Annotated in this window: 21 protein-coding genes and 1 tRNA gene; 15 read left to right on the top strand and 7 right to left on the bottom strand. The window is 70.9% G+C overall.

Going from position 1 to position 21792, the window contains the following annotated elements; all coding sequences use genetic code 11:
• Positions 1-26: 26 nt before the first annotated feature.
• Entirely contained in the window at positions 27-839 is an 813-nt protein-coding gene (locus LLS1_RS18160) for a DUF2993 domain-containing protein (RefSeq protein ID WP_226657756.1), read from the bottom strand.
• Between the two features lie 5 nt (positions 840-844).
• On the bottom strand, positions 845-2533 hold the full coding sequence (gene argS / locus LLS1_RS18155) for an arginine--tRNA ligase (protein ID WP_226657755.1): 1689 nt from the start codon (positions 2531-2533) through the stop codon (positions 845-847).
• A 140-nt stretch (positions 2534-2673) separates the two neighbouring features.
• Here argS and LLS1_RS18150 point away from each other — a divergent pair, with 140 nt between their 5' ends.
• The 3 genes from LLS1_RS18150 to rlmC all read left to right on the top strand — a co-directional run bounded on the left by LLS1_RS18150 (position 2674) and on the right by rlmC (position 4624).
• Positions 2674-3282 (top strand): iron ABC transporter ATP-binding protein, encoded by a 609-nt coding sequence (locus LLS1_RS18150; RefSeq protein ID WP_226657753.1) that lies wholly within the window; start codon positions 2674-2676, stop codon positions 3280-3282.
• A gap of 66 nt (positions 3283-3348) precedes the next feature.
• Positions 3349-3421 (top strand) — tRNA-Arg (locus LLS1_RS18145).
• A gap of 78 nt (positions 3422-3499) precedes the next feature.
• A complete protein-coding gene (gene rlmC, locus LLS1_RS18140) occupies positions 3500-4624 on the top strand; it encodes a 23S rRNA (uracil(747)-C(5))-methyltransferase RlmC (protein WP_226657751.1) in 1125 nt (374 codons plus the stop codon).
• Positions 4625-4718: 94 nt separating this feature from the next.
• Here rlmC and msrA read toward each other — a convergent pair whose 3' ends face one another.
• Both msrA and msrB read right to left on the bottom strand, forming a co-directional pair.
• On the bottom strand, positions 4719-5231 hold the full coding sequence (gene msrA / locus LLS1_RS18135) for a peptide-methionine (S)-S-oxide reductase MsrA (RefSeq protein ID WP_223360308.1): 513 nt from the start codon (positions 5229-5231) through the stop codon (positions 4719-4721).
• 32 nt (positions 5232-5263) lie between these two features.
• On the bottom strand, positions 5264-5725 hold the full coding sequence (gene msrB / locus LLS1_RS18130) for a peptide-methionine (R)-S-oxide reductase MsrB (protein ID WP_223360307.1): 462 nt from the start codon (positions 5723-5725) through the stop codon (positions 5264-5266).
• 137 nt (positions 5726-5862) lie between these two features.
• Between msrB and LLS1_RS18125 the strand changes: the two genes are divergently transcribed.
• The gene (locus LLS1_RS18125; RefSeq protein WP_374758289.1) at positions 5863-6120 is read left to right on the top strand and encodes an alpha/beta fold hydrolase; all 258 of its coding nucleotides are present in this window, start codon (positions 5863-5865) and stop codon (positions 6118-6120) included.
• Between the two features lie 32 nt (positions 6121-6152).
• Here LLS1_RS18125 and LLS1_RS18120 read toward each other — a convergent pair whose 3' ends face one another.
• On the bottom strand, positions 6153-7352 hold the full coding sequence (locus LLS1_RS18120) for a mechanosensitive ion channel family protein (protein WP_223360305.1): 1200 nt from the start codon (positions 7350-7352) through the stop codon (positions 6153-6155).
• Positions 7353-7560: 208 nt separating this feature from the next.
• Between LLS1_RS18120 and LLS1_RS18115 the strand changes: the two genes are divergently transcribed.
• The gene (locus tag LLS1_RS18115; protein ID WP_226657747.1) at positions 7561-8556 is read left to right on the top strand and encodes an SDR family oxidoreductase; all 996 of its coding nucleotides are present in this window, start codon (positions 7561-7563) and stop codon (positions 8554-8556) included.
• A gap of 18 nt (positions 8557-8574) precedes the next feature.
• Here LLS1_RS18115 and LLS1_RS18110 read toward each other — a convergent pair whose 3' ends face one another.
• Complete coding sequence (locus tag LLS1_RS18110; protein WP_226657745.1) at positions 8575-9129, bottom strand: hypothetical protein; 555 nt, start codon at positions 9127-9129, stop codon at positions 8575-8577.
• Positions 9130-9347: 218 nt separating this feature from the next.
• Here LLS1_RS18110 and LLS1_RS18105 point away from each other — a divergent pair, with 218 nt between their 5' ends.
• The 6 genes from LLS1_RS18105 to LLS1_RS18080 all read left to right on the top strand — a co-directional run bounded on the left by LLS1_RS18105 (position 9348) and on the right by LLS1_RS18080 (position 16148).
• Positions 9348-10529, top strand: coding sequence for an ROK family transcriptional regulator (locus LLS1_RS18105; protein WP_226657744.1), 1182 nt, complete (start codon positions 9348-9350; stop codon positions 10527-10529).
• 105 nt (positions 10530-10634) lie between these two features.
• A complete protein-coding gene (locus LLS1_RS18100) occupies positions 10635-11966 on the top strand; it encodes an ABC transporter substrate-binding protein (protein WP_226657741.1) in 1332 nt (443 codons plus the stop codon).
• A gap of 1 nt (position 11967) precedes the next feature.
• The gene (locus LLS1_RS18095) at positions 11968-12951 is read left to right on the top strand and encodes a carbohydrate ABC transporter permease (RefSeq protein WP_226657739.1); all 984 of its coding nucleotides are present in this window, start codon (positions 11968-11970) and stop codon (positions 12949-12951) included.
• Positions 12948-13868, top strand: a complete 921-nt coding sequence (locus tag LLS1_RS18090; protein WP_226657737.1) for a carbohydrate ABC transporter permease — start codon at positions 12948-12950, stop codon at positions 13866-13868. Before LLS1_RS18095 ends, LLS1_RS18090 begins: the two co-directional genes overlap by 4 nt.
• 4 nt (positions 13869-13872) lie before the next feature.
• A complete protein-coding gene (locus tag LLS1_RS18085; protein WP_226657735.1) occupies positions 13873-15144 on the top strand; it encodes a 6-phospho-beta-glucosidase in 1272 nt (423 codons plus the stop codon).
• On the top strand, positions 15132-16148 hold the full coding sequence (locus LLS1_RS18080) for an N-acetylglucosamine kinase (RefSeq protein ID WP_226657734.1): 1017 nt from the start codon (positions 15132-15134) through the stop codon (positions 16146-16148). Before LLS1_RS18085 ends, LLS1_RS18080 begins: the two co-directional genes overlap by 13 nt.
• Before the next feature lie 41 nt (positions 16149-16189).
• Here the strand turns inward: LLS1_RS18080 and LLS1_RS18075 are convergent, their stop codons facing one another.
• Complete coding sequence (locus LLS1_RS18075; RefSeq protein WP_226657732.1) at positions 16190-16930, bottom strand: gamma-glutamyl-gamma-aminobutyrate hydrolase family protein; 741 nt, start codon at positions 16928-16930, stop codon at positions 16190-16192.
• Between the two features lie 148 nt (positions 16931-17078).
• On the opposite strand from LLS1_RS18075, the gene LLS1_RS19505 reads away from it, so the two are divergent.
• From LLS1_RS19505 to LLS1_RS18050, 4 genes are all read left to right on the top strand, one after another.
• Positions 17079-19115 carry a TPM domain-containing protein gene (locus tag LLS1_RS19505; RefSeq protein ID WP_264186956.1) on the top strand — a complete coding sequence of 679 codons (2037 nt, stop codon included), beginning with the start codon at positions 17079-17081 and terminating at the stop codon, positions 19113-19115.
• A gap of 77 nt (positions 19116-19192) precedes the next feature.
• Positions 19193-19972 (top strand): PspA/IM30 family protein, encoded by a 780-nt coding sequence (locus LLS1_RS18060; protein WP_223360295.1) that lies wholly within the window; start codon positions 19193-19195, stop codon positions 19970-19972.
• 7 nt (positions 19973-19979) lie between these two features.
• A complete protein-coding gene (locus LLS1_RS18055; protein ID WP_226657730.1) occupies positions 19980-20903 on the top strand; it encodes an arginase family protein in 924 nt (307 codons plus the stop codon).
• Positions 20904-20925: 22 nt separating this feature from the next.
• On the top strand, positions 20926-21711 hold the full coding sequence (locus LLS1_RS18050) for a crotonase/enoyl-CoA hydratase family protein (RefSeq protein WP_223360293.1): 786 nt from the start codon (positions 20926-20928) through the stop codon (positions 21709-21711).
• Positions 21712-21792: the final 81 nt, after the last annotated feature.

The following is a 21792-nucleotide window of genomic DNA, read 5'->3' as shown; positions in this document are numbered from 1 at the left end:
GATGCCGTGCGGCGGCGCAGGACGTGTTACGAGCAGCTGCCCTTGCTCCGCAGGAAGGCCTCGTCGAGCACGAAACCACTGGCCGTGAGGGTGACCGTGGCGTGGCCCGTGGTCACCGCAATGTCGGAGACGTTCACGCCCTTCGGGAGGTATTGCGCCGCGCACACCGGGAAGGGGCCGCGGTCCGTGAGGGCTTGGAGGAGGCGCGTCAGGTTGACGTTCGAACCGGATCCCGTGTCCAGCGAGGCCGTGCCCGGTTGCAGGAGCACGGTGTCGCCGTGCGCCGTGGGCGTGGCCGTGACGGAGTAGCCGACGGGGAGGCCGAGCAGGTCGATGCTGCCCCGGTAGCCGATGACGCCGTCGCCGAGCGTGATGTCGCCGGTCGCGCCCGGGATGGTCACGAGCTTGTTCAGCGACGCCTGCGAGATGCTGAGGGTGCCGGTCGCGTCCGCGATCGGCCTGCTGAAGTCGGCGGGCACCCCGGTCGCGACCACCGAGGCGCTGATCGGGGTGCCGTCGACGGTCAGCTTCGGGGCGTCGAGCTCCACTCGCTCGAACGAGCCGGAGAGGTACTGCTGGATCACCGAGACGCCGCCGATGTGCACCTGCACGTCGCCCGCGATGTTCGACGGCAGCTTCTCCTCGATCTCCGACGACACCCGCTGCTCCGCGTAGGCGCGCACTGCGACGTCGGCGACGACGAGGAGCACCGCCAGCAGGGCGAGCGGGATCAGCGTCCACAGCAGCACGCGCGTCCAGCGCGGCCGCCGGGCACGCGGTGATGTCCCGGCGGGGGTCGCCGCCGGGTCGGGAAGGGTCTCGGTGGGCTGCTCGCTCATCGGGCTCACATCCGCTCCGGAGCGGACACCCCCACGAGGCCGAGTCCGTTGCGGATGACCTGCCCGGCCGCGTCGTTGAGCCACAGCCGGGTGCGGTGCGCGTCGGTCACGGGCTCCTCGCCGAACGGCAGCACGCGCGTCGAACCGTCGCGCACCGCGTACCACGCGTGGTACAGGCCCGCGACCTCCTCGATGTAGCGGGCGACGCGATGCGGCTCGCGCAGCTCGGCGGCCTGGGCGACCACGCGCGGGAACTCCTGCAGCGCGCCGAGCAGCGCGCTCTCGGTCTCGTGGGTCAGCAGCTCCGGCTTGAAAGCGCTGCGGTCGACTCCCGCCTTCTCGGCGTTCGCCGCGACCGATCGTGTGCGGGCGTGGGCGTACTGCACGTAGTAGACGGGGTTCTCATTGCTGCGCTTGCTGAGCAGGTCGAGGTCGATGTCGAGCGGGGAGTCCGTCGACGAGCGCACCAGGGAGTAGCGGGCGGCGTCCACCCCGACCGCGTCGACGAGGTCGTCGAGCGTGACGATGGTGCCGGCGCGCTTCGACATCTTCATCGGCTCGCCGTCCTTCACCAGGTTCACCATCTGGCCGATGAGGATCTGGTGGTTGACGTTCGGGACGTCGCCGAAGGCCTCGGTCATCGCCATCAAGCGGCCGATGTAGCCGTGGTGGTCCGCGCCCAACATGATGATGTTCTGCTCGAACCCGCGCTCGCGCTTGTTCAGGTAGTAGCCGAGGTCGCCCGAGATGTAGGCGGGTTCGCCGTTCGAGCGGATGATCACGCGGTCGCGGTCGTCGCCGAACGTCGTGGTGCGCAGCCAGACGGCGCCGTCGGCCTCGAAGATGTGGCCCAGGTCGGAGAGGCGCTGGATGGCGCGCTCGACGGCGCCGGACTCGTGCAGCGAGTCCTCGTGGAAGAACACGTCGAAGTCGACCCCGAACGCGTGCAGCCGGTCCTTGATCTCCTGGAACATCAGCTGCGTGCCCCGCGAGCGGAACACCTCCTGCTGCTCCTCGCGCGGCAGGGCGGACAGGTCGCCGTCGTAGTCCGCGACGACCCGCGCGGCGATCTCGCCGATGTAGGCGCCGCCGTAGCCGTCCTCCGGGGTCGCCTCGCCCAGATAGGCAGCGAGCAGGCTGCGCGCGAACCGGTCGATCTGCGAACCGTGGTCGTTGAAGTAGTACTCCCGCGTGACGTCGGCGCCCGCGGCCTGCAGGATGCGGGCGAGGCTGTCGCCCACGGCCGCCCATCGCGCGCCGCCCATGTGTATGGGGCCGGTCGGGTTGGCCGAGACGAACTCGAGGTTGACCTTCAGGCCGTGGTAGACGTCGGTGCGCCCGTAGTCGGCCCCCGCGTCCAGGATGGTCTGGGCGAGCTGCCCGGCGGCGGCGGCGTCGAGGCGGAAGTTGATGAAGCCCGGGCCGGCGACCTCGGCCGACGCGACGCCGTCGATGGCCGCGGCGGCCGCGGCGATCTCGGTCGCGAGCTCGCGCGGGTTGGCGCCCACCTTCTTGGCGAGCCGCATGGCGACGTTCGACGACCAGTCCCCGTGCTCGCGGTTCTTCGGCCGCTCCAGGGGCACGTCGGCGAGCGTCAGGGATAGCTCGCCGAGCTCCGCGCCCTCCGCTCGGCGCCGGTCGACGACCGCGGTCACGATGTCGAGCAGGGCGGCGGAGAGGTCAGCGGGAGTCATGAGCATCGATTCTACCGGGATGGCGACGGCATCGATTGCCTAACGAAAGCCGCGCGCGCACGCCTCCGGGCCGGAGCGCCCGTGCACTCCTTGATAGGGTCGACAGCACTCGCCCGCCGACTCGGAAGACGATCGCCACCATGCCGTTCTCCCCCCGCCCCGCCCGCTCCCTCCTCGTCGCCGGCGTCCTGGCCGGAGCGCTCGCCCTCGCCGGCTGCACGCCCTCGGCGTCGCCGTCGTCGTCGCCCACGGCCACCGCGGGAGGCGCGTCCACGACGAAGCCGACGGAGACCACCCCCACCTCGACGCCGACCGAGCCCCCCACGCCGGTCACCCTCACCTGCGACCAGCTCGTCACCCCGGATCAGCTGTACGCGTACAACCCCAACTTCGGAGCGAACCCCGGCTACTCCCCGAAGGACGGCAGCCTCGAGAAGAAGATCGCCGACTGGCAGGGTGTCGCCTGCTCCTGGCTCAACCAGACCAGTGGCGACGTCATCCAGATCGCCGTCGCCCAGCCTCCCGCGAGCCAGCTCGATGCCCTCAAGAACGCCGCGATCACCGACGCCCAGCCCGTCCCCACCTACGGCGCGCCGCCCATCGAGGGCTACTTCAAGACGGGCGACGCGGGCCAGGTGCAGATCTTCCGCGGCACTCAGTGGATCGTCGCCGAGTCCACTGCCTTCTTCGAGCCGGGCGACGCCGCACCGCTCATGGAGAACGTGCTCGCCAACCTCCCCGCCGCCTGACCCCGGCGAGGCCCGCGCCGTGCGAGCAGCACGGAAAAGTGATGCTAGCCTGGACGGGCACTCCTGGCCCCCATAGCTCAGGGGATAGAGCGTCTGCCTCCGGAGCAGAAGGCCGTAGGTTCAAATCCTACTGGGGGCACCGAACAGCACACGAAGGCCTCTCTCCCACGGGAGTGAGGCCTTCGTCGTGTGCACGACCGCGTACCATTGACCGGTCATGGACTGCTCCTACTTCGATGCCGGCGTGTGCCGGTCGTGCACGCTGATGGGTGTGCCGTACGGCGAGCAGCTGGCGGGGAAGGACCGTTCGGCGCGCGAGCTGCTGGCGCCCTTCGGGGATGCGATGTGGCTGCCTCCGGTCGCGAGCGCGGAGGCCGGCTACCGCAACAAGGCGAAGATGGTGGTGGGTGGCACGCTCAAGCGGCCGACCATCGGAATCCTCGACGAGCGGGGGCGCGGGGTCGACCTGAGCGAGTGCGGGATCTGCGCGCCCGGCATACGGGCGGCGCTGCCCGTGCTCGCGGAATTCGTGACGCGGGCACGGCTCGCGCCCTACGACGTGCCCGCGCGGCGCGGAGAGCTGAAGTTCGTCCTCGTGACGCTCTCGCCCGACGACGAGCTGATGATCCGGTTCGTGCTGCGGGACGAGTCCGCCGTGGCGCGGATCCGGCGCGAGCTCGGGTGGCTGCTCGGCACGCTGCCGAACGCCCGCGTGGTGTCGGCGAACATCCAGCCGGAGCACAAGGCGGTCGTCGAGGGCGACCGGGAGATCGTGCTGACGCCGGAGTCGTCGCTGGTGATGCGGGTCGGCGGAGTCGGCCTGCGGCTGCGGCCGCAGAGCTTCTTCCAGACCAACACGGCCGTGGCCGAACAGCTCTACGGACAGGTGAGCGCGTGGGTCGACGAAGTGTCGCCCGCGAGCGTGTGGGACCTCTACTGCGGGGTCGGCGGCTTCGCCCTCCACTGCGCAGCGCCCCGGCGCCGGGTGGTCGGCGTCGAGACCAGCGCAGAAGCGGTCAAGAGCGCCCGTGCAACCGCCGCGGCGGCGGGCCTCCCCCAGCTGGCGTTCCACGCGCAGGACGCGACGGCGTTCGCGATCCGGGCGAAGACCACGCCGGAGCTGGTGATCGTGAACCCGCCGCGCCGTGGGATCGGCTCCGAGCTCTCCGGCTGGCTGGAGGGGTCGGGGATCCCGCACGTCGTCTACTCGAGCTGCAACCCGAAGAGCCTCGCGACCGACCTGGCCCGGATGCCGTCGTACCGCATCCGGACCGGCCGCGTTCTCGACATGTTCCCCCAGACCGGGCACCTGGAGGTCGCCGTCCTGCTGGAGCGGGTCTGACCGCCCCGCCACCGAGTGGGCGAAAAGTACGGGTTGTGCCCGGTCACGGGCGTACTTATCGCCTTCTCGACGGCGGGGCTGTGGATGCGGCGGGTCAGCCGGCCAGCGACTCCGATCGCTTCGGCAGCACCCAGCCCGGGCGCGCGAAGTGGCAGGTGTAGCCCCACGGGATGCGCTCCAGGTAGTCCTGGTGCTCGGGCTCCGCCTCCCAGAACGGGCCGGCGGCCTCCACCTCGGTCACGACCTTCCCGGGCCAGAGACCGGAGGCGTCGACATCCGCGATGGTGTCCTCCGCGACGCGGCGCTGCTCATCGTCGGTGTAGTAGATCGCCGAGCGATAGCTGGTGCCGACGTCGTTGCCCTGGCGGTTCTTGGTCGACGGATCGTGGATCTGGAAGAAGAACTCCAGCAGCTCCCGGTAGGAGGTCTTCTCGGGGTCGTACTCGATCTCGATCGCCTCGGCATGGGTCCCGTGGTTGCGGTAGGTGGCGTTCGCGACGTCGCCGCCGGTGTAGCCGACGCGTGTGTCCACGACCCCGGGGCGCTTGCGGATGAGATCCTGCATGCCCCAGAAGCAGCCTCCGGCAAGGATGGCCTTCTCAGTCATTCGTTCGTACTCCTTACGTCTCTCTGCGTCTCTTACTTCTCGAACAGGCGGCGGTAGACCCCGTAGCCCTGCTCCTCCAGCTCGGCGAGCGGGACGAAACGGAGCGCGGCGGAGTTGATGCAGTACCGCATCCCGCCATCGGCGACGGGACCGTCGTCGAACAGATGGCCCAGGTGGCTGTCAGCCCGGCCGGAGCGCACCTCGGTGCGCAGCATCCCGTAGGTGCGGTCGGTGTTCTCGACGATCTCGGCGGACTCGATCGGCCGCGTGAAGCTCGGCCAGCCGGAGCCGCTGTCGTACTTGTCGGTGGATGAGAAGAGCGGCTCGCCCGACACGACGTCGACGTAGATGCCCTCCTCGTGGTTGTCCCAGAACTCGTTGCGGAACGCCGGCTCGGTGGCCGACTCCTGCGTCACCGCGTACTGGCGCTTGGTCAGGCGGCGGATCGCGTCCTGACTCCTGCCGTAGCGCTGTGCGCCTGTCTCCTGTGTCACGATTCCTCCTCGATGCGGTACCGCCGGCTGCGACCCGCACTGAGGAGAACAGCGCAGCGACCCGGGTTGGTCCCGCGGATGCTGAGACTTCCCTGTGAGCACGGGGGCTAGCCGCGACGCGGGCGCTCCCCTACTCTGTGGCTGTTCCACCCGCCCTCTCCCGCACGATCGCATCCGTCTCGTCCCGGAACGGCTCCTCGGAAGGAACCGCTGTGCCCGTACTCCCCGCTGTCGTCGGCACCGAAGACCGCATCACCCCTCCCACGGCCCAGCGCCGCATGGCCCGACGCGCCGGCTCCACGATCGTGGAGACCCCTGCCGGACACGTCTCCATGCTCGCAGCGCCGGATGTCGTCGCCGGGGTGATCGTCGCCGCCGCGGAATCCGTCGGCTGAGCGACGCCGGCCGCGGGGCTGCTCCCCCCAGCTCACCCCGCGGCCGGGCCTGCTCCCTCGTCGTCCCCCTGGATCGGGATGGACTCGGTGAACTGGGCGCCGCGCTGGTCTTTCTCGGGCGAGCCGCCGAACAGGCGCGCGTCGTCCTGGGTCTGCGCCTGCGCCCGGGCCGGCGGTGTCGTCGGCTCGGGAGGCTGCACCAACTCGACGCGCGACCGCGGCAGCGCGGCGGGCGAGTACCGCTGCATCCAGTCGACCAGCCGCTCGCGCACCAGACAGCGCAGGTCGAAGAGAGTGGGTGCGTCCTTCGCCGTCACGAGGATCCGCACACGCACCCAACCGGCGACCGCGTCGGTGACCTGCAGCACGCCGGTGCGACCGTCCCAGAGATCGGTCGTCGCCAGGATGCGGTTGAGCTCACCGCGCATCCCGCCCGGAGAGACCCGCCAGTCGAGGTCGAACTCCACGGATCCGAGCAGCTCGCTGTGCTGCCGCGTCCAGTTCTCGAACGGCTTCGTCGTGAAATAGGTCGAGGGCAGCACGAGCCGCCGGTCGTCCCACACGTGGACCACGACGTAGGTGAGCGTGATCTCCTCGATCGTGCCCCACTGCTGCTCGACGACGACCACGTCGTCGAGCCGGATCGCGTCGCTGAACGCGAGCTGGATCCCGGCGAACAAGTTGGCGAGGCTCGACTGGGCGGCGACACCGGCGATGATGCCGATCACGCCGGCGGAGGCGAGGATGCTGGCGCCCGCGGCCTGCAGCGCCGGGAACGTGAGCAGCACGGCGCCGATGCCGACGACGACGGCGGCGACGACGGTCAGCCTCCGCAGGATGAGCACCTGTGTCCGCACCTTGCGGGCGTACCGGTTGTCCGGGATGTCGAGCCGGTAGCGGGCGAGGCCGAGATCCTCCACGAACACCACCAGCGCCGCCGCGAACCAGACGCCGGTCACGATCGCGAGGATCAGCAAGATGTGGTGCAGGCCTTGCTGCACGCCGGCCGGGACCTCCGGCGGGAGGGCGATCGCCACCGCGATCCACAGCACCACCACGAGCAGGAAGAGCCGGAAGGGTACGCGGGCGTTGCGGACGAGCAGATCGGGCCACGCGCGACGGCGGCCGACGACGCGCAGCACGGCGCCGACGATCGCGGTGACGACGACGGCGAGCACGACGGCCACGACGCACGCGACCGCGAGTCCGGGCCAGGTTCGGAGGGCGGACACGGCGGCGGAGCCTCCTTCGGGTCGGGGACGGGGTGCCGTGGAGTGTACGCCCGGGCCGCGCTACGCTGAGACCTCCGGGGGTCCGAGTCGTCGGGATGCGGCGCGTCCACGGCACGGCGGCCTCGGGGACACGGTGGCCCCCGGGACACTGCGCCCTCAGGGACACGGTGTCCTCACGGACACAGCGGCGAGGAAGCGGGAGACAAGCATGGCAGCGACACGGACGCTCTTCATCGGCGGCACGGGGGTCATCAGCTCCGCGTGTGTGGCGGAGGCTCTGGAGGCGGGGCACGAGGTCACCGTCGTGAACCGCGGATCGAGCGGATCGCGCCCGATGCCGGACGGAGTCGAGGTGCTGCACGCCGACATCCGGGACCCGGAAAGCGTCCATGCCGTGCTCGGCGAGCGCAGCTTCGACGTCGCCGCCGAGTTCCTCGCGTTCACGCCGGAGCACATCCGCACCGACTTCGACCTGTTCGAGGGACGCGTCGGCCAGTTCGTCTTCATCAGTTCGGCGTCGGCCTACCAGACCCCGCCGTCACGTCTCCCCGTCACCGAGTCGACGCCGCTGCGCAACCCGTTCTGGCAGTACTCGCGGGACAAGATCGCGTGCGAGGACCTCCTGGTCGAGGCCTACCGGGAGCGCGCGTTCCCTGTGACCATCGTGCGTCCGTCGCACACCTACGACCGCACGATGATCCCCACGCTCGGCCACTGGACCGATCTGGAGCGGATGCGCCGGGGAGCGCCTGTCGTCGTGCACGGCGACGGGACGAGCCGCTGGACCATCACGCACAACACCGACTTCGCCGTGGCGTTCACCGGCCTCCTCGGACTGCCGGAGGCGGTGGGCGACACGTTCCACATCACGGGCGACGAGGCCCCGACTTGGGACCGCATCTACGGCGACCTCGCGGAGGCCCTCGGCGTCGAGGCCGAGCTCGTGCACGTCGCGAGCGAGTCCATCGCCGCCGCGGTGCCCGAGCTCGGCCCGGGGCTGCTGGGCGACAAGGCCCACTCCATGCAGTTCGACAACAGCAAGGTGCGCGCGCTCGTCCCGGCGTTCCAGCAGCGCACGCCGTTCGCGCGCGGGGCGGGCGAGATCGTCGAGTGGTATCTCGCCGACGCCGCTCGCCAGCGGGTCGACCCGGATCTGGACGCCGCCTTCGACCGCCTGGTCGACCACGCGCGCGCATTCGGGTGACCCGCGCCCGCGAGACCCTTATTTCGAGTAGCCGGAGCCCGTGCCTCCCGACGACGCGCCTCCTGAGCTCGCGGCCGCGCCGATCTTCGACCCGCCGGGCGTGACGGCCCACCAGATGCCCCCGACCCCTTGGCCGGTCACGTCGCCGGCGGACGAATCGCCAGCGAAGGTGTAGAGCGGCCAGCCGTCGAGGGTGACCTGGCGCTTGCCGTCGACGCCGGTGATCGTGCCGACCGTTCCGCTCACGCCGGTCACCGCGGGCGTCGCTGCGCCCGCCTCCACGGCAGGCCACTGCGCGGCGCAGGCGCCGGAGCACGAGCTCTTCCCGGAGTTCTGCGTGTCTTTGTCGAAGACATAGACGGTGAGGCCGGCGCCATCGACGACGACCGTGCCCAGTGATGTGTCGCCCGTCGTGAGCACGGTCGCGGAGGCCGAGCCGGACGACGCTGACGAGCCTCCCGTGCTCGTCGAAGGACTGCTGCTGCCGCTGCTGCCGCTCCCGGCCGAACATCCGGCGAGCGCGATCATGACCACCGCGGCGGCGGCGAGGGATGCGACGATTCTCATTCTCATGGTGGTGTTCCCTTCCTCCGATGCCACGAGGCCCACCCCTCCGGCGGTTCACCACTTCTCACGCCCGCGACATCTGGACCGAATGTGGTGAATCGCTGGCTGCTGGACGACTTTTGGTCCACATGCGGGCAGTGCCGGGCAACGAAACAGAGGGTTTACTATTAAGAAACTTTCCTGATACATTCACGGCAGATGATCGTTCCGACGAAGGGATGAGGATGGCCGAACGACCGGTCCGCGGCACGCCTGCATGGTTGCGCGAGACGAACGACCGCACGGCGCTCTCGCTGCTGCTCGAGCACGGCGTCCTCACCCGCAGCCGCATCGGCGAGCTCTCGGGGCTGTCGAAGCCGACCGCGGCACAGATGGTGTCGCGGCTGGAGACGGCCGGGATCATCCACGTCGTCGGCGAGGTGTCGGGCGGGCGCGGGCCGAACGCGGCCAGCTACGCGGTGCGCACCGATCGGATGCTCGGAGTGGCGATCGACATCGATGCGGTGGCGCTCCGCTCGTCCGTAACGGACGCCTCCGGCACCGAGCACCCGATCGCCGTCACACCGCTGGCCCGCCGCTCTCCGGAGGAGGACGTGCGGATCGCCGTCGACACCGCGTGCGCCGCCGCCGGTGTCGCGCCGGACCGCGTGCGTGCCGTATGCATCGGCGTGCAAGGCGCGCTCGACCCGCGCACCGACGAGCTCACCTACATCGAGACGCTCCCCGGCTGGCCGAAGCAGGGCATCCGGCGCCGCCTCGAAGACGCCCTCGGCTACACGGTGCACATCGACAACGACGCCAACCTCGCCGCGATCGCCGAGCGAGCCGATGGTGCGGGACGCGACGCGGGCGGCTTCGCGCTGCTCTGGATGGGCGACGGCCTCGGCCTCGCCGTCGACCAGGGCGGCGTCGTGCACCGGGGAGCGTCGGGCGGAGCGGGCGAGATCGGATACCTGCCGATCACGCGAGAGGCCGCAGAGCTCGACCCGGACGCGCACGACCTCCAGGACCTCGTCGGCGGCCCGGCCGTCGCGCGGCTCGCCGCCGCGCACGGGCTCCCCGGCTTCGGCTCCTCCGACGCCGGACAGACCGAGGACTCCTCCGTCGGCGACTCCGACGCCGTGGACGCGCTCCTCGACCAGCTGGCCACGCGCGTCGCGGTCGGGGTCGTGCCCGTGCTCGCCCTGCTCGACCCCGAGCGCGTGGTGCTCGGCGGCTCGACCGGCCGTGCCGGCGGCGCCCGCCTCGCCGAGCGCGTCGCCGCCCTGCTGCGCGAGCAGTGGGGCTCCCCCACCATCGTCGCCACCGACGTCCCTGCCCACCCCGTTCTCCGCGGGGCGCGGGAGCACCTGCTCGGCGAATTGCGCGACGCGCTCTTCGCCGAAGTGTCCCGGATCACGGTCTAGGGCACCGCTCCTCCCGTACGACAGTCACACCGCACACACCGCACACACCACACGCACGACATCCGTCCACCTGCATCACGACCGGAATCAGTGAGGAAACCTCCCGTGAAACACCGTCATCTCGTCGCCGCCGTCGGCATCGCCGCGGCCGCAGCGCTCACCCTCGCCGGCTGCTCCGGCGGCTCCAGCGGCACCGCCTTCTCCGACACCACCCCGAAGGACCTGTCGGGCACCGTGTCGTTCTGGCACTTCTTCTCCGACCGGGAGGCCGACGTGATTCAGTCGGTCGTCGACGACTTCGAGAAGAAGAACCCCACGATCAAGGTCGAGGTCCACTCGGGCCAGGACGACGAGAAGCTGCAGAAGGCCATCGCCACGGGCAGCAAGGTCGACGTCGGGCTCTCCTACTCCACCGACATCGTCGGCAACTTCTGCTCCAACGGCGCGTTCCGCAGCCTCAACAAGGTGATCGAGCGCGACGGCGTCGACATGAGCCAGTTCTCCGACACCGTGAAGTCGTACACCGAGTTCAAGGGGACGCGCTGCGCGATGCCGATGCTCGCCGACGTCTACGGGCTCTACTACAACAAGGATCTGCTGCAGGCCGCCGGCTACACCGAACCGCCGAAGACCCTCTCCGAGCTCGAGAGCATGGCCGAGAAGCTCACCACGTTCAACGCCGACGGGTCCATCAAGACCCTCGGCTTCAATCCGACGATGGGATGGTACGAGAACTCCGCCGCGCACTACGGTCCCGCCGCGGGCGCGAAGTGGCTCAAGGACGACGGCACCAGCGCCATCTCCTCCAGCCCGGGCTGGGCCGAGCTGATCGAATGGCAGAAGGCCTTCGTCGCGAAGATCGGGTGGGACAAGCTCAACGCGTTCACCTCGGGGCTCGGCCAGGAGTTCTCCGCCGACAACGCGTTCCAGACGGGCCAGGTGGCCATGAACATGGACGGCGAGTACCGCACCGCGTTCATCGCCGACCAGGCGAAGGGCCTGAACTACGGCACCGCACCGTTCCCGACCGCCGACGACCACACCGACCTGTACGGCGGCGGCTACATCACGGGCAACATCATCGGCATCTCGAAGGGCTCGAAGCAGCCGGAGCTGGCGTGGGCGCTCCTGAAATACCTCACGACCGACACCGACGCCGTCGTCAAGCTCGCGAACGGGCTGAAGAACGTCCCCACCACCAAGGACGCGCTCGCGTCGCCGAAGCTCGAGGTCTCCGACCAGTTCAAGACGTTCCTCGACATCTCCTCCGACAAGAATGTGCAGACCACGCCCGCCAGCCCGCTCGGCGCCGGCTACCAGAACTCGTTCCAAGACTTCTGGAACAAGTACCAGAGCCAGGGCGGCGACCTCCAGGCGGGCCTGAAGGATGTCGACAAGCAGATCGACGACGCGCTCGCGCTGACCACCGGTCCGTGAGATGACGTCAGCCATCGAACGTGCGGGGCGGGTCGCCGCCCGCCCCGCACGGCCCTCCCGCTCACGCCGGCGCCGCAACCTGGTCGTGCTCGCGTTCCTGGCGCCGACCCTCCTGGGTCTCGCGATCTTCTTCGTCTACCCGCTGATCGCGTCCGTCTACTACTCCTTCACCCGGTACGACCTGGTGTCGGCACCGCAGTGGATCGGCCTGCGCAACTACGAGTACCTGTTCACCCAGGATCCGAATGTGTGGAAGGCCACCCTGAACACGCTGTGGTTCGTGGTCATCTGGGTGCCGGTGAAGACGGTGTTCGCCCTGCTGATCGCCGGTCTGCTCGCCCGCGCCAAGCGCGCCTCCGGGTTCTGGCGCACGGTGTTCTACCTGCCCGCGCTGGTGCCGCCGGTGGCGAGCGTGGTGGCGTTCGTCTTCCTCTTCAACCCGGGCACCGGTCCCGTCAACCAGGTGCTCGCCTGGTTCGGGATCAAGGGGCCGCTCTGGTTCAACGACCCCGCCTGGTCAAAGCCCTCCCTGGTGCTGCTCGGGATCTGGGTGATGGGCGACGTCATGATCATCTTCCTCGCGGCCCTGCTCGACGTTCCGAAAGACCAGTACGAGGCGGCGTCGCTCGACGGCGCGAACGGGATGCAGAAGGTGCGGTACATCACCATGCCGAGCATCTCCCCCGTGCTCATGTTCGCAGCGGTGACCGGGGTGATCGCGGCCATCCAGTACTTCACGGAGGCGGCCGTCGCCTCCTCGGTCGCCTCGGGGAAGGCGGTGGTCGGCGAGGGCATCAGCAACAACCTCGGCTACCCCGACGGCTCCCTGCTCACCTATACACAGTGGCTCTACGTGCGCGGGTTCGGCACGTATCAGCTCGGCTACGCCTCGGCCCTGGCCGTGCTGCTGTTCGTCGTGGCCGCCGTGCTGCTCATCCTGATCCTGCGCCGATTCAAGGCGTTCACACCGGAAGGCGCGCAATGACCACCGCCACCTCCTCCACCCCGCCGCTGGCGCCGCCGGCCGCTCGCCGCCCCTCCCCGGCGCGGGGCCGCATCCCCACTCCGCGCTCGCTACGCACCCGCCGCGTCCTGGGCTGGATCGCCGAGCACGCCGTGCTCGTCGTGCTGGCCGTGCTCTTCATCGCGCCGGTGGTGTTCGTGCTGCTCACCTCGCTCATGTCGAGCCAGCAGACCCTGACCGCGTCGCTCTGGCCGCAACCCTTCGCGTGGGAGAACTACGCGAAGGTGTTCACGACCGTGCCGCTGGCGCAGTGGTTCGGCAACTCGGCGCTGTACTCGATCCTCGCCACCGTGTTCATGCTCGTCTCCAGCGTCCCGGCCGCCTACGCCCTCGCGAAGATCAAGTTCCGCGGGTCGAGCGTGCTCTTCACCGCGATCATCGTCGCGATGCTGCTCCCGCCGCAGGTGACGGCCATCCCCGTCTACGTGATGTGGTCGCAGCTCGGCCTCACTGGCACGCTCTGGCCGCTCATCCTGCCCAACCTGCTCGGCGACGCGTTCTCGATCTTCCTGCTGCGGCAGTTCTTCCTGACCATCCCCAGCGAGTATGCGGATGCGGCACGCATCGACGGCAACGGGGAGTTCGGCGTGCTGTGGCGGGTCGTGCTGCCGATGGCGAAGCCCGGGATCGCGGCGACCGCGATCTTCATGTTCTTCCACTCCTGGAACGACTACTACGGGCCGCTGCTCTACACCTCCGAGAACCCCGCCTCCTGGCCCGTCGCCTACGGACTGGCGTCGTTCCGCGGGGTCCACGGCACCGACTGGGGGCTGACGATGGCGATGACCATGCTCGTCACGATCCCCGTCGTGATCGTCTTCTTCTTCGCCCAACGCGTGTTCGTGGAGGGCATCACTCTGACCGGCGTGAAGGGATAACGCGTTGAAACTGGCAGTCGTGGGCGGCGGATCCACCTACACACCCGAACTGATCGACGGGTTCGCACGGATGCGCGACGTGCTCCCGATCGAGGAGCTGTGGCTGGTCGACACCGACCCCGAACGCCTGCGCCTCGTCGGGGGCATGAGCGAGCGGATGTTCCGCGCGGCCGGGCACACCGGGCGCATCGTCCCGACCTCCGACCTCGTCGCCGGTGTCGCGGACGCGGACGCGGTGCTCATCCAGTTGCGGGTCGGCGGGCAGGCCGCACGGCACGGCGACGAGACGTTCCCGCACGAGTGCGGGTGCATCGGGCAGGAGACCACCGGCCCGGGCGGGTTCGCGAAGGCCCTGCGCACGGTGCCGGTCGTGCTGAGCGTCGCGGAGGTCGTGCGTCGTCACGCCAAGCCCGACGCGTGGATCGTCGACTTCACCAATCCGGTCGGCATCGTGACCCGCGCCCTGCTCCAGGAGGGTCATCGCGCAGTGGGGCTCTGCAACGTGGCGATCGGTTTCCAGCGACGCTTCGCGAACCTGCTCGGCGTCGACCACACGCAGGTGCAGCTCGGTCACGTGGGCCTCAACCACCTCACGTGGGAGCGTTCGGTCACCATCGCCGACGCCGGTGGGACGCGCGACGCGCTTCCCGCCCTGCTCGGGGCGCATCTCGCCGAGCTGGCGGAGGAGATCGAGCTACCGTCGTCGCTGATCTCGCTGCTGGGCAGCGTCCCCAGCTACTACCTGCGCTACTACTACGCGCACGACGAGGTGCTCCGCGAGCAGCTCGACGCCCCCACCCGTGCGGAGGCCGTGCAGCGGGTCGAGCGCGAACTCCTCGAGCTGTACGCGGACCCGGCGCAGGACTCCAAGCCGGAGCAGCTGGCGCAGCGCGGCGGCGCGTTCTACTCGGAGGCGGCGGTCGACCTCATCGCGTCGCTCACGAGCGACCGCGGCGACGTGCAGGTCGTGAACCTGCGCAACGACGGCTCGCTGCCGTTCCTGCCCGACGACCACGTGATCGAGGTCCCGGCCACGGTCGAGGCGGCCGGGCTCCAGGCCCTCCCGATCGAGCCGCTACCGGACGACGTGCGCGGGCTGATCGCGCACGTCGCGGGATACGAGCGCCTCGCCCTGGAGGCGGCGGTGCACGGCGGACGCGACCGGGTCGTTCGCGCGATGCTCGCGCATCCCCTCGTCGGGCAGTACGACCGCGCCGAGAAGCTCACCGATCTGCTGATCGCCGGCAACCGGGAGCACCTCGCGTGGGCACGCTGACCGGGGGCCGGGCAGAGGGAGTCGCGCCGATCGCCATCGCGGTCGACGGCGGCGGCTCCAAGACCGACGCCATCGCCGTTGAGCTGGACGGGACGGTCGCGGCCGCCGCGCGTGCCGGCACCTCCAGCCCGCACCTGATCGGGATGGACGCCTCCGCACGGATCGTCGACGACCTGATCGAGCGTCTGCTGGCCGAGACCGGCCCCCGGCCGATCGCCGCCGCCGGCATCTACCTCTCCGGCCTCGACCTGCCCGCGGAAGTGGAGGCGTTCCGATCCGGGATCGCCGGCTACGCCTGGGCCGACGCCGTCGTCGACAACGACCTCTTCGCCCTCCTGCGCGCCGGCACCAGCGAACCCGACGCCGTCGCCGTCGTCTGCGGCACCGGAATCAACTGCGTGGGCGTGCGCGCCGACGGCGCGGTGGTGCGCTACCCCTCGCTCGGGATGATCTCCGGCGATTGGGGCGGAGGCTGGCATCTCGGCGAGCAGGCGCTCTGGCACGCCGCACGTGCCGTCGACGGCCGCGGCTCGGCGACCGCGCTGTCGGCCGCGATCCCCGCGGTGTACGGGCTCGACGATGTGCAGGCCGTGATCGAGGCGCTGCACTTCGCGCGCATCCCGAACGCCGATCTGGCCCGCATCGCGCCGTCCGTGTTCGCGTGCGCGGAGGACGGGGACGCCGTGGCCGTGGGGCTGGTCGATCGCCAGGCGGAGGAGATCGTGGCGTTGGCCGCGACCACCCTGCGGCGGCTGGAGCTGCTCGGCCGACCCGTCCCGGTCGTGCTCGGCGGCGGCATCGTCGGCTCGCGGGACGCCCGCCTCCTCGACGGCATCGCGAGCGGACTGGCCGAGCGGGCACCGCTCGCCCGCATCGAGCTCGTCACCGCCGCCCCGATCCTCGGCGCCGCACTCCTGGCCTTGGAGGCGGCCGGCGCCGGTCCGGACGCCCTCGCGCACGCGCGTTCGGGACTGGCCGAGCGGCGGGCCGCGCTGGTCCGCTAGGGGCGCGGAGGACTGACGGTGAACGGCCTGCCCGGTGCGCCTCAGGCGGCGACGGCGACCCCGCTGCGCAGCGCGCCGAGCAGGGCGGTGAGCTGACCGGCGGGCGCGGCGACGTCCTCCGGATGCCATTGCACGGCGAGCACCGGGGCGTCGACGTGCTCGACCGCCTCCACGTGTCCGTCCGGCGCGCGGCCGGTGACGACGAGGCCCGCGCCGAGCGCGGCGACGGCCTGGTGGTGTGCGCTGCGCACGTCCACGATTCCCGAACCGAGCAGCTCGGAGACGCGCGAGCCCGGCTCCAGGAGCACCGGGTGGGTGGTCAGCACCTCGGGGATGGGGACCCCGCGGTTGACATGCGGGGAGTGCTCGCCCAGGTCCTGCACGAGCGTGCCGCCGAGGGCGACATTGACGATCTGGAGGCCGCGGCAGATGCCGAGCAGCGGCGTGCGGCGCTCGACGGCGCGGCGCGCGAGTGCGAGCTGCGCGGCGTCGGCGACGGCGAGGTGACGACTCTCGTGCGCGTATCCGCCGGCAGCCCCGTAGTAGGCGGGATCGATGTCCTCTCCCCCGACCACGACGAGCGCGTCCGACCCGTCCGTGCGCTGCAGGAGCGCCTCCTCGCCCTCGTCCGCGGCGAGACGCGTGACGGCCCAGCCCTGGTCCCGTGCCTCGGCGATGACGTTGCCGACGAGGAGCTGCACGTACGCGTGGTACTCCGGGTCGTGGCCGCGGAAGCGGGTGGCCTCGACGACGGCGAGCGTGCGAGCGCCGGATGCGGACACGGGCCCCTCCTCTCGCCTCGCCGGATGCGTCCGACTATTCTGGGCCGGGCCGGAGGCCGCGCGCATCCGCCCGCGTAACAGGCCGAAACAGTGACACCGTCGCACCACCCCAATAGACTCGGCCCAAGTGTTACTGGAGAGTGGGTGGATGCTCTTGCGACGTGTTCTGACCGGGGTTCTGCTGGCCGGCGCGCTGATCGCCGGGCCGCTCGCGATCGCGGCCCCGGCCTCCGCGGAGGATCCGGTCGACCTCGGCTCCAGCCACGTCGACGATGTCGCGGGGGTGCTCTCCGACAGCGAGGCGGACGCCGTCTCCGCCGCGGCGGCGAAGCTCGCGGACGACCACAAGATCGACCTCTTCGTCGTCTACGTCCCGCGCTTCACCAACCCGACGGACGCCGCCGACTGGGCCAACGAGACGGCGGCGCAGAACAACCTCGGCCCGAACGACTACCTGCTCGCGGTGGCGACGGACGGGCGCGCCTACTATCTGTCCGGCGATGACGAGGGTCCGGTCAGTGCCGACCAGCTCGACAGCATCGAGCAGAACGACGTGGAGCCCCGGCTCCGGGCGGGCGACTGGTCGGGGGCGGGCATCGCCGCTGCGAACGGACTGGCCGACGCGGTCGGCGGCGGCGGCTCCGGCTTCTTCTGGTTCTTCCTGATCGCCGTCGTGGTGGTCGGTCTCGTCATCTTCCTGGTCGTGCGGTCTCGGCGTACGAAGAAGGCGGGGTCCGCCGTCGGCGGAGCCCCCGGACGGCCGCAGAGCGAGCTGGAGACCATCCCGATCGAGGAGCTGCAGCGGCGTGCGGGGTCCGCCCTCGTGCAGACGGACGACGCCATCCGCACCAGCGAGGAGGAGCTCGGCTTCGCGACGGCGCAGTACGGCGCCGACCCGGTCGTTCCGTTCCAGGCCGCGCTCGACCAGGCGAAGGGACAGCTGCGCGAGGCGTTCACGCTCAAGCAGAAGCTGGACGACGCGGAGCCGGACACCGACGAGCAGCGCCGGCAGTGGAACATCCGCATCGTCGAGCTCTGCGCCGCCGCGAACCAGGCACTCGATGCCCAGGCGGACGCGTTCGACGAGCTGCGGTCGCTCGAGAAGCGCATTCCGGAGGCGTCGGCGGAGGTGTCCGCCGCCGCCCAGCAGGTCTCCGCCCGCGTCGAGCAGACGCGCACCACGGCGGCGGCGCTCGCACAGCGCTATACGGACGCATCCCTCGCGACAGTGCAGGACAACGTCGACCAGGCGACGCAGCGGCTCGCGTTCGTGACGACCGCCCTCGCCGCCGCGACGCAGAAGGCGGATGCCGGCGACACCAGTGCCGCGGCCATCGGGGTGCGCGCGGCGGAGGAGTCGGTCGACCAGGCGAAGCTCCTCCTCGACGCGGTGGACCGGGTCGCAGCCGACCTGAAGGCGACACAGCAGTCGATCGACACCGTGCTCCCGGAACTCGACAGCGACCTCGCCGAGGCGCGTGCCCTCGCAGCCGCGGGGGACCCGGGCGGCACGATCGCGGGGGTGATCGCCGGCACGGAGCAGACCGTCGCCGATGTGCGCGCGAAACTCGCCGCCGGTCCCATCAACCCGCTCGAGATCGCGCAGCGACTGGAAGCGGCGAACCGCTCGATCGACGGCGTGCTGCAGGGAGTCCGCGACGCGCGCGCACAGACCCAGCGCGCCCAGTCGTCGTTGCAGCAGACGCTGCTGACGGCCAAGGCGCGGGTCTCGGCCTGCGAGGACTTCATCACCGCGCGCCGCGGAGCGGTCGGCCCCGAGGCGCGGACGCGACTCGCCGAAGCCGGCCGCCTCGTCGTGCAGGCGGAGCAGACCGCGCCGACCGACCCCGTCACCGCACTCGGGGAGGCCCAGCGCGCGGCGCAGCTCGCCGACGAGGCCACGCAGCTCGCGCAGCGCGACGTCGGCGGGTTCCAGCCTCAGCAGGGCGGCCTCGGAGATCTCTTCGGCGGCGGCTCCGGATCAGGCGGTGGCGGCAACGGCGCGATGGGCGCCATCCTCGGCGGCATCCTCATCAACTCGGTGCTGAACGGAGGGCTGGGCGGCTGGGGCGGCGGCTCCGGCGGAGGGCGCAGCGGTGGCGGGCGCAGCGGAGGCGGCGGTTTCAGCCCCGGCAGTTTCGGCGGCGGGGGTACGCGCACCCGGCGCGGAGGCGGCCGCTTCTAGGCCCCCTCGCATCCACGACCACTCGGACAGGCACACAGACCGACCGCCTCAGCAGAGGCAGAGGAAAGGAACAGCACATGGCAAAGCAGTCCATCTTCGGGCGCATCTCCCAACTCCTGAAGGCGAACATCAACTCCCTCCTCGACCAGGCGGAGGACCCGGAGAAGATGCTGGACCAGATGGTCCGCGACTTCACCAACAGCATCGCCGACGCCGAGAGCGCGATCGCCGAGACGATCGGCAACCTGCGTCTGCTCGAGGACGACCACCGCGAAGACGTGGAGGCCGCCCAGGAGTGGGGCACGAAGGCCCTGGCGGCGAGCAAGCAGGCCGACTCCTACCGTTCGTCCGGAGACACGGTGAACGCCGACAAGTTCGACAACCTGGCCAAGGTGGCCCTGCAGCGCCAGATCTCGTCCGAGAACGAGGCGAAGGCCGCCGAGCCGCAGATCGCGTCGCAGACCGAGATCGTGGACAAGCTCAAGTCGGGCCTCAACGGCATGAAGCAGAAGCTGGAGCAGCTGAAGAGCAAGCGTGCCGAGCTGATCGCACGGGCGAAGAGCGCGCAGGCGCAGTCGCAGGTGCTCGACGCGGTGAAGAGCGTCGACATCCTCGACCCCACCAGCGAGGTCTCGCGGTTCGAGGAGAAGATCCGGCGCGAGGAGGCGAAGGTGCGCGGAGCCCAGGAGCTCGCCGCCTCCAGCCTCGACGCCCAGTTCAACCAGCTCGACGACCTCGGCGAGCTCACCGAGGTGGAGGCCCGGCTCGCTGCCCTGAAGTCCGGCGGCTCCGGCGCGGCGCAGCCCGCGGTGACGGCCGACCCGGCCTCCTCCGCCCCCTACACCCCGGGGCAGTGACCGCCCGGTGAGCGCAGCATCCTTCCTGGTCGTGCCGCAGTGGCAGGGCTCGGGGTCGTCGCGCGCGATGCGGCTGATCGACGGGGCGGACGCCATCCGCGGCGATCTGCCCGCCGGGGCGACGCACGTCGTCCCCGTGCCCTCCGCCGCGGGCGACGCCCTCGGCACCGGCGTGCACCGCTTCTCCTCGCTGACGCTCGTGCGCGAGCTGGCGGCGGCCGAGCTCGCGCTGCTCGAGGGTCCGGTCGTGACGGTCGGCGGCGACTGCGCCGCCGACCTGGCGAGCGTGCAGCACGCTGTCGCGTCACGGCCCGCCGGTGAGGTGGCGCTCGTGTGGTTCGACGCCCACGGCGACCTGAACAATGTGACCTCCTCGCCGTCCGGCGCCTTCCACGGGATGGTGGTCCGGGCGCTCCTCGGCGACGGGCCGGCCGGACTGGCCTCGACGGGGGACGCCCGGCTCGCCTCCTCCCACCTCGTGCTGGCGGGCACTCGCTCGCTCGACGACGGCGAGTCCGCGTTCGTCGACGCCGCGGGGATCCGCGTGGTCGCGCCGGGCGAGCTGGAGGATCCGGACTCCGTCGTGCGGGCCGTGGAGGCCACCGGTGCGAGCGCCGTCTACATCCACGTCGATCTGGACGTGCTCGACCCGGCCGACATCGACGGAATCGGCTATCCCGAGCCGTTCGGGGTGACGCCGACCGCGCTGTGCGACGCCATCCGTGCGCTGCGCGGCACGTTCGAGCTCGTGGGCGCGGGGCTGACCGAGTTCGCGCCGGAGTCGCCGGACGCGGCGGGCCGCGATCTCCCGGTGATCCTGCGGGTCCTCGGCGCGTTGACGGGACCGCTCGGCACCGGCGCTCCGTCCTCCACAGGAGCCCGTCCGCGTCACCTCTCCACCGATCCCGCGTCGTCCCCCGACGGCCCGTGAGGGGACGGGTAGCTTGGGAGACATGACCGAACCCAAGATCGTGACCGAGAGGCGCGGGCACGTGCTCCTCATCGGCTTCAACCGTCCCGAGAAGCGCAACGCCGCCGACTTCGAGCTGCTCTCCGCCCTGGCCGACGCGTACGGGGAGCTGGAGCGCGACCCGGAACTGCGTGTGGGCCTGGTCCACGCCGTCGGCGATCACTTCACCGCCGGGCTCGACCTGGCGGACCTCGGGCCGCGCATCGGCGGCGACGGACTGTCGTTCGTCCGCGAGGGCGGGATCGATCCGTGGCAGGTCTCGGGGGTCTCTCTCACCAAGCCGGTCGTGATCGCGGTGCAGGGCACCTGCCTCACCCTCGGCATCGAGCTCATGCTGGCCTCCGATGTCGCGGTGGCCGCTCGGTCGACGACCTTCGGGCAGATCGAGGTCACGCGCGGGATACTGCCGTTCGGCGGCGCGACCCTGCGCTTCCCGCGCGCCGTCGGGTGGGGCAACGCCATGCGGTACATCCTCACGGGCGACACCTTCGACGCGGCGGAGGCCCATCGGTTGGGGCTCGTGCAGGAGGTCGTCGACGACGGTGAGCAGTTCGATCGCGCGCTCGCCATCGCGGAGCGGATCGCCGCGCAGGCGCCGCTCGCCGTGCAGGCCGCGCTCGCCAACGCCAAGCGCGCCGTGCGCGCCGGGGACGCCGCCGCCGAGGCGGAGCTGCAGCCGACGCTCGTTCGCCTCGTCGGCAGTGAGGACGCCCGCATCGGCATGGAGGCTTTCCTGACGCGCTCCGAAGCGCGTTTCGTGGGGCGCTGAGGCGTCCCTCGCCGCCACGACGACCGACCCGCACGACACCGACACACAAGACACCGACACGCACGACACGAACCGCTCGAC

Source organism: Leifsonia sp. LS1, from assembly GCF_020521355.1.
In the GTDB taxonomy this organism is placed as follows: domain Bacteria; phylum Actinomycetota; class Actinomycetes; order Actinomycetales; family Microbacteriaceae; genus Leifsonia.
The sequence above is the reverse complement of the archived record's forward strand: the minus strand, read 5'-3'. Positions and strand labels throughout refer to the sequence as shown.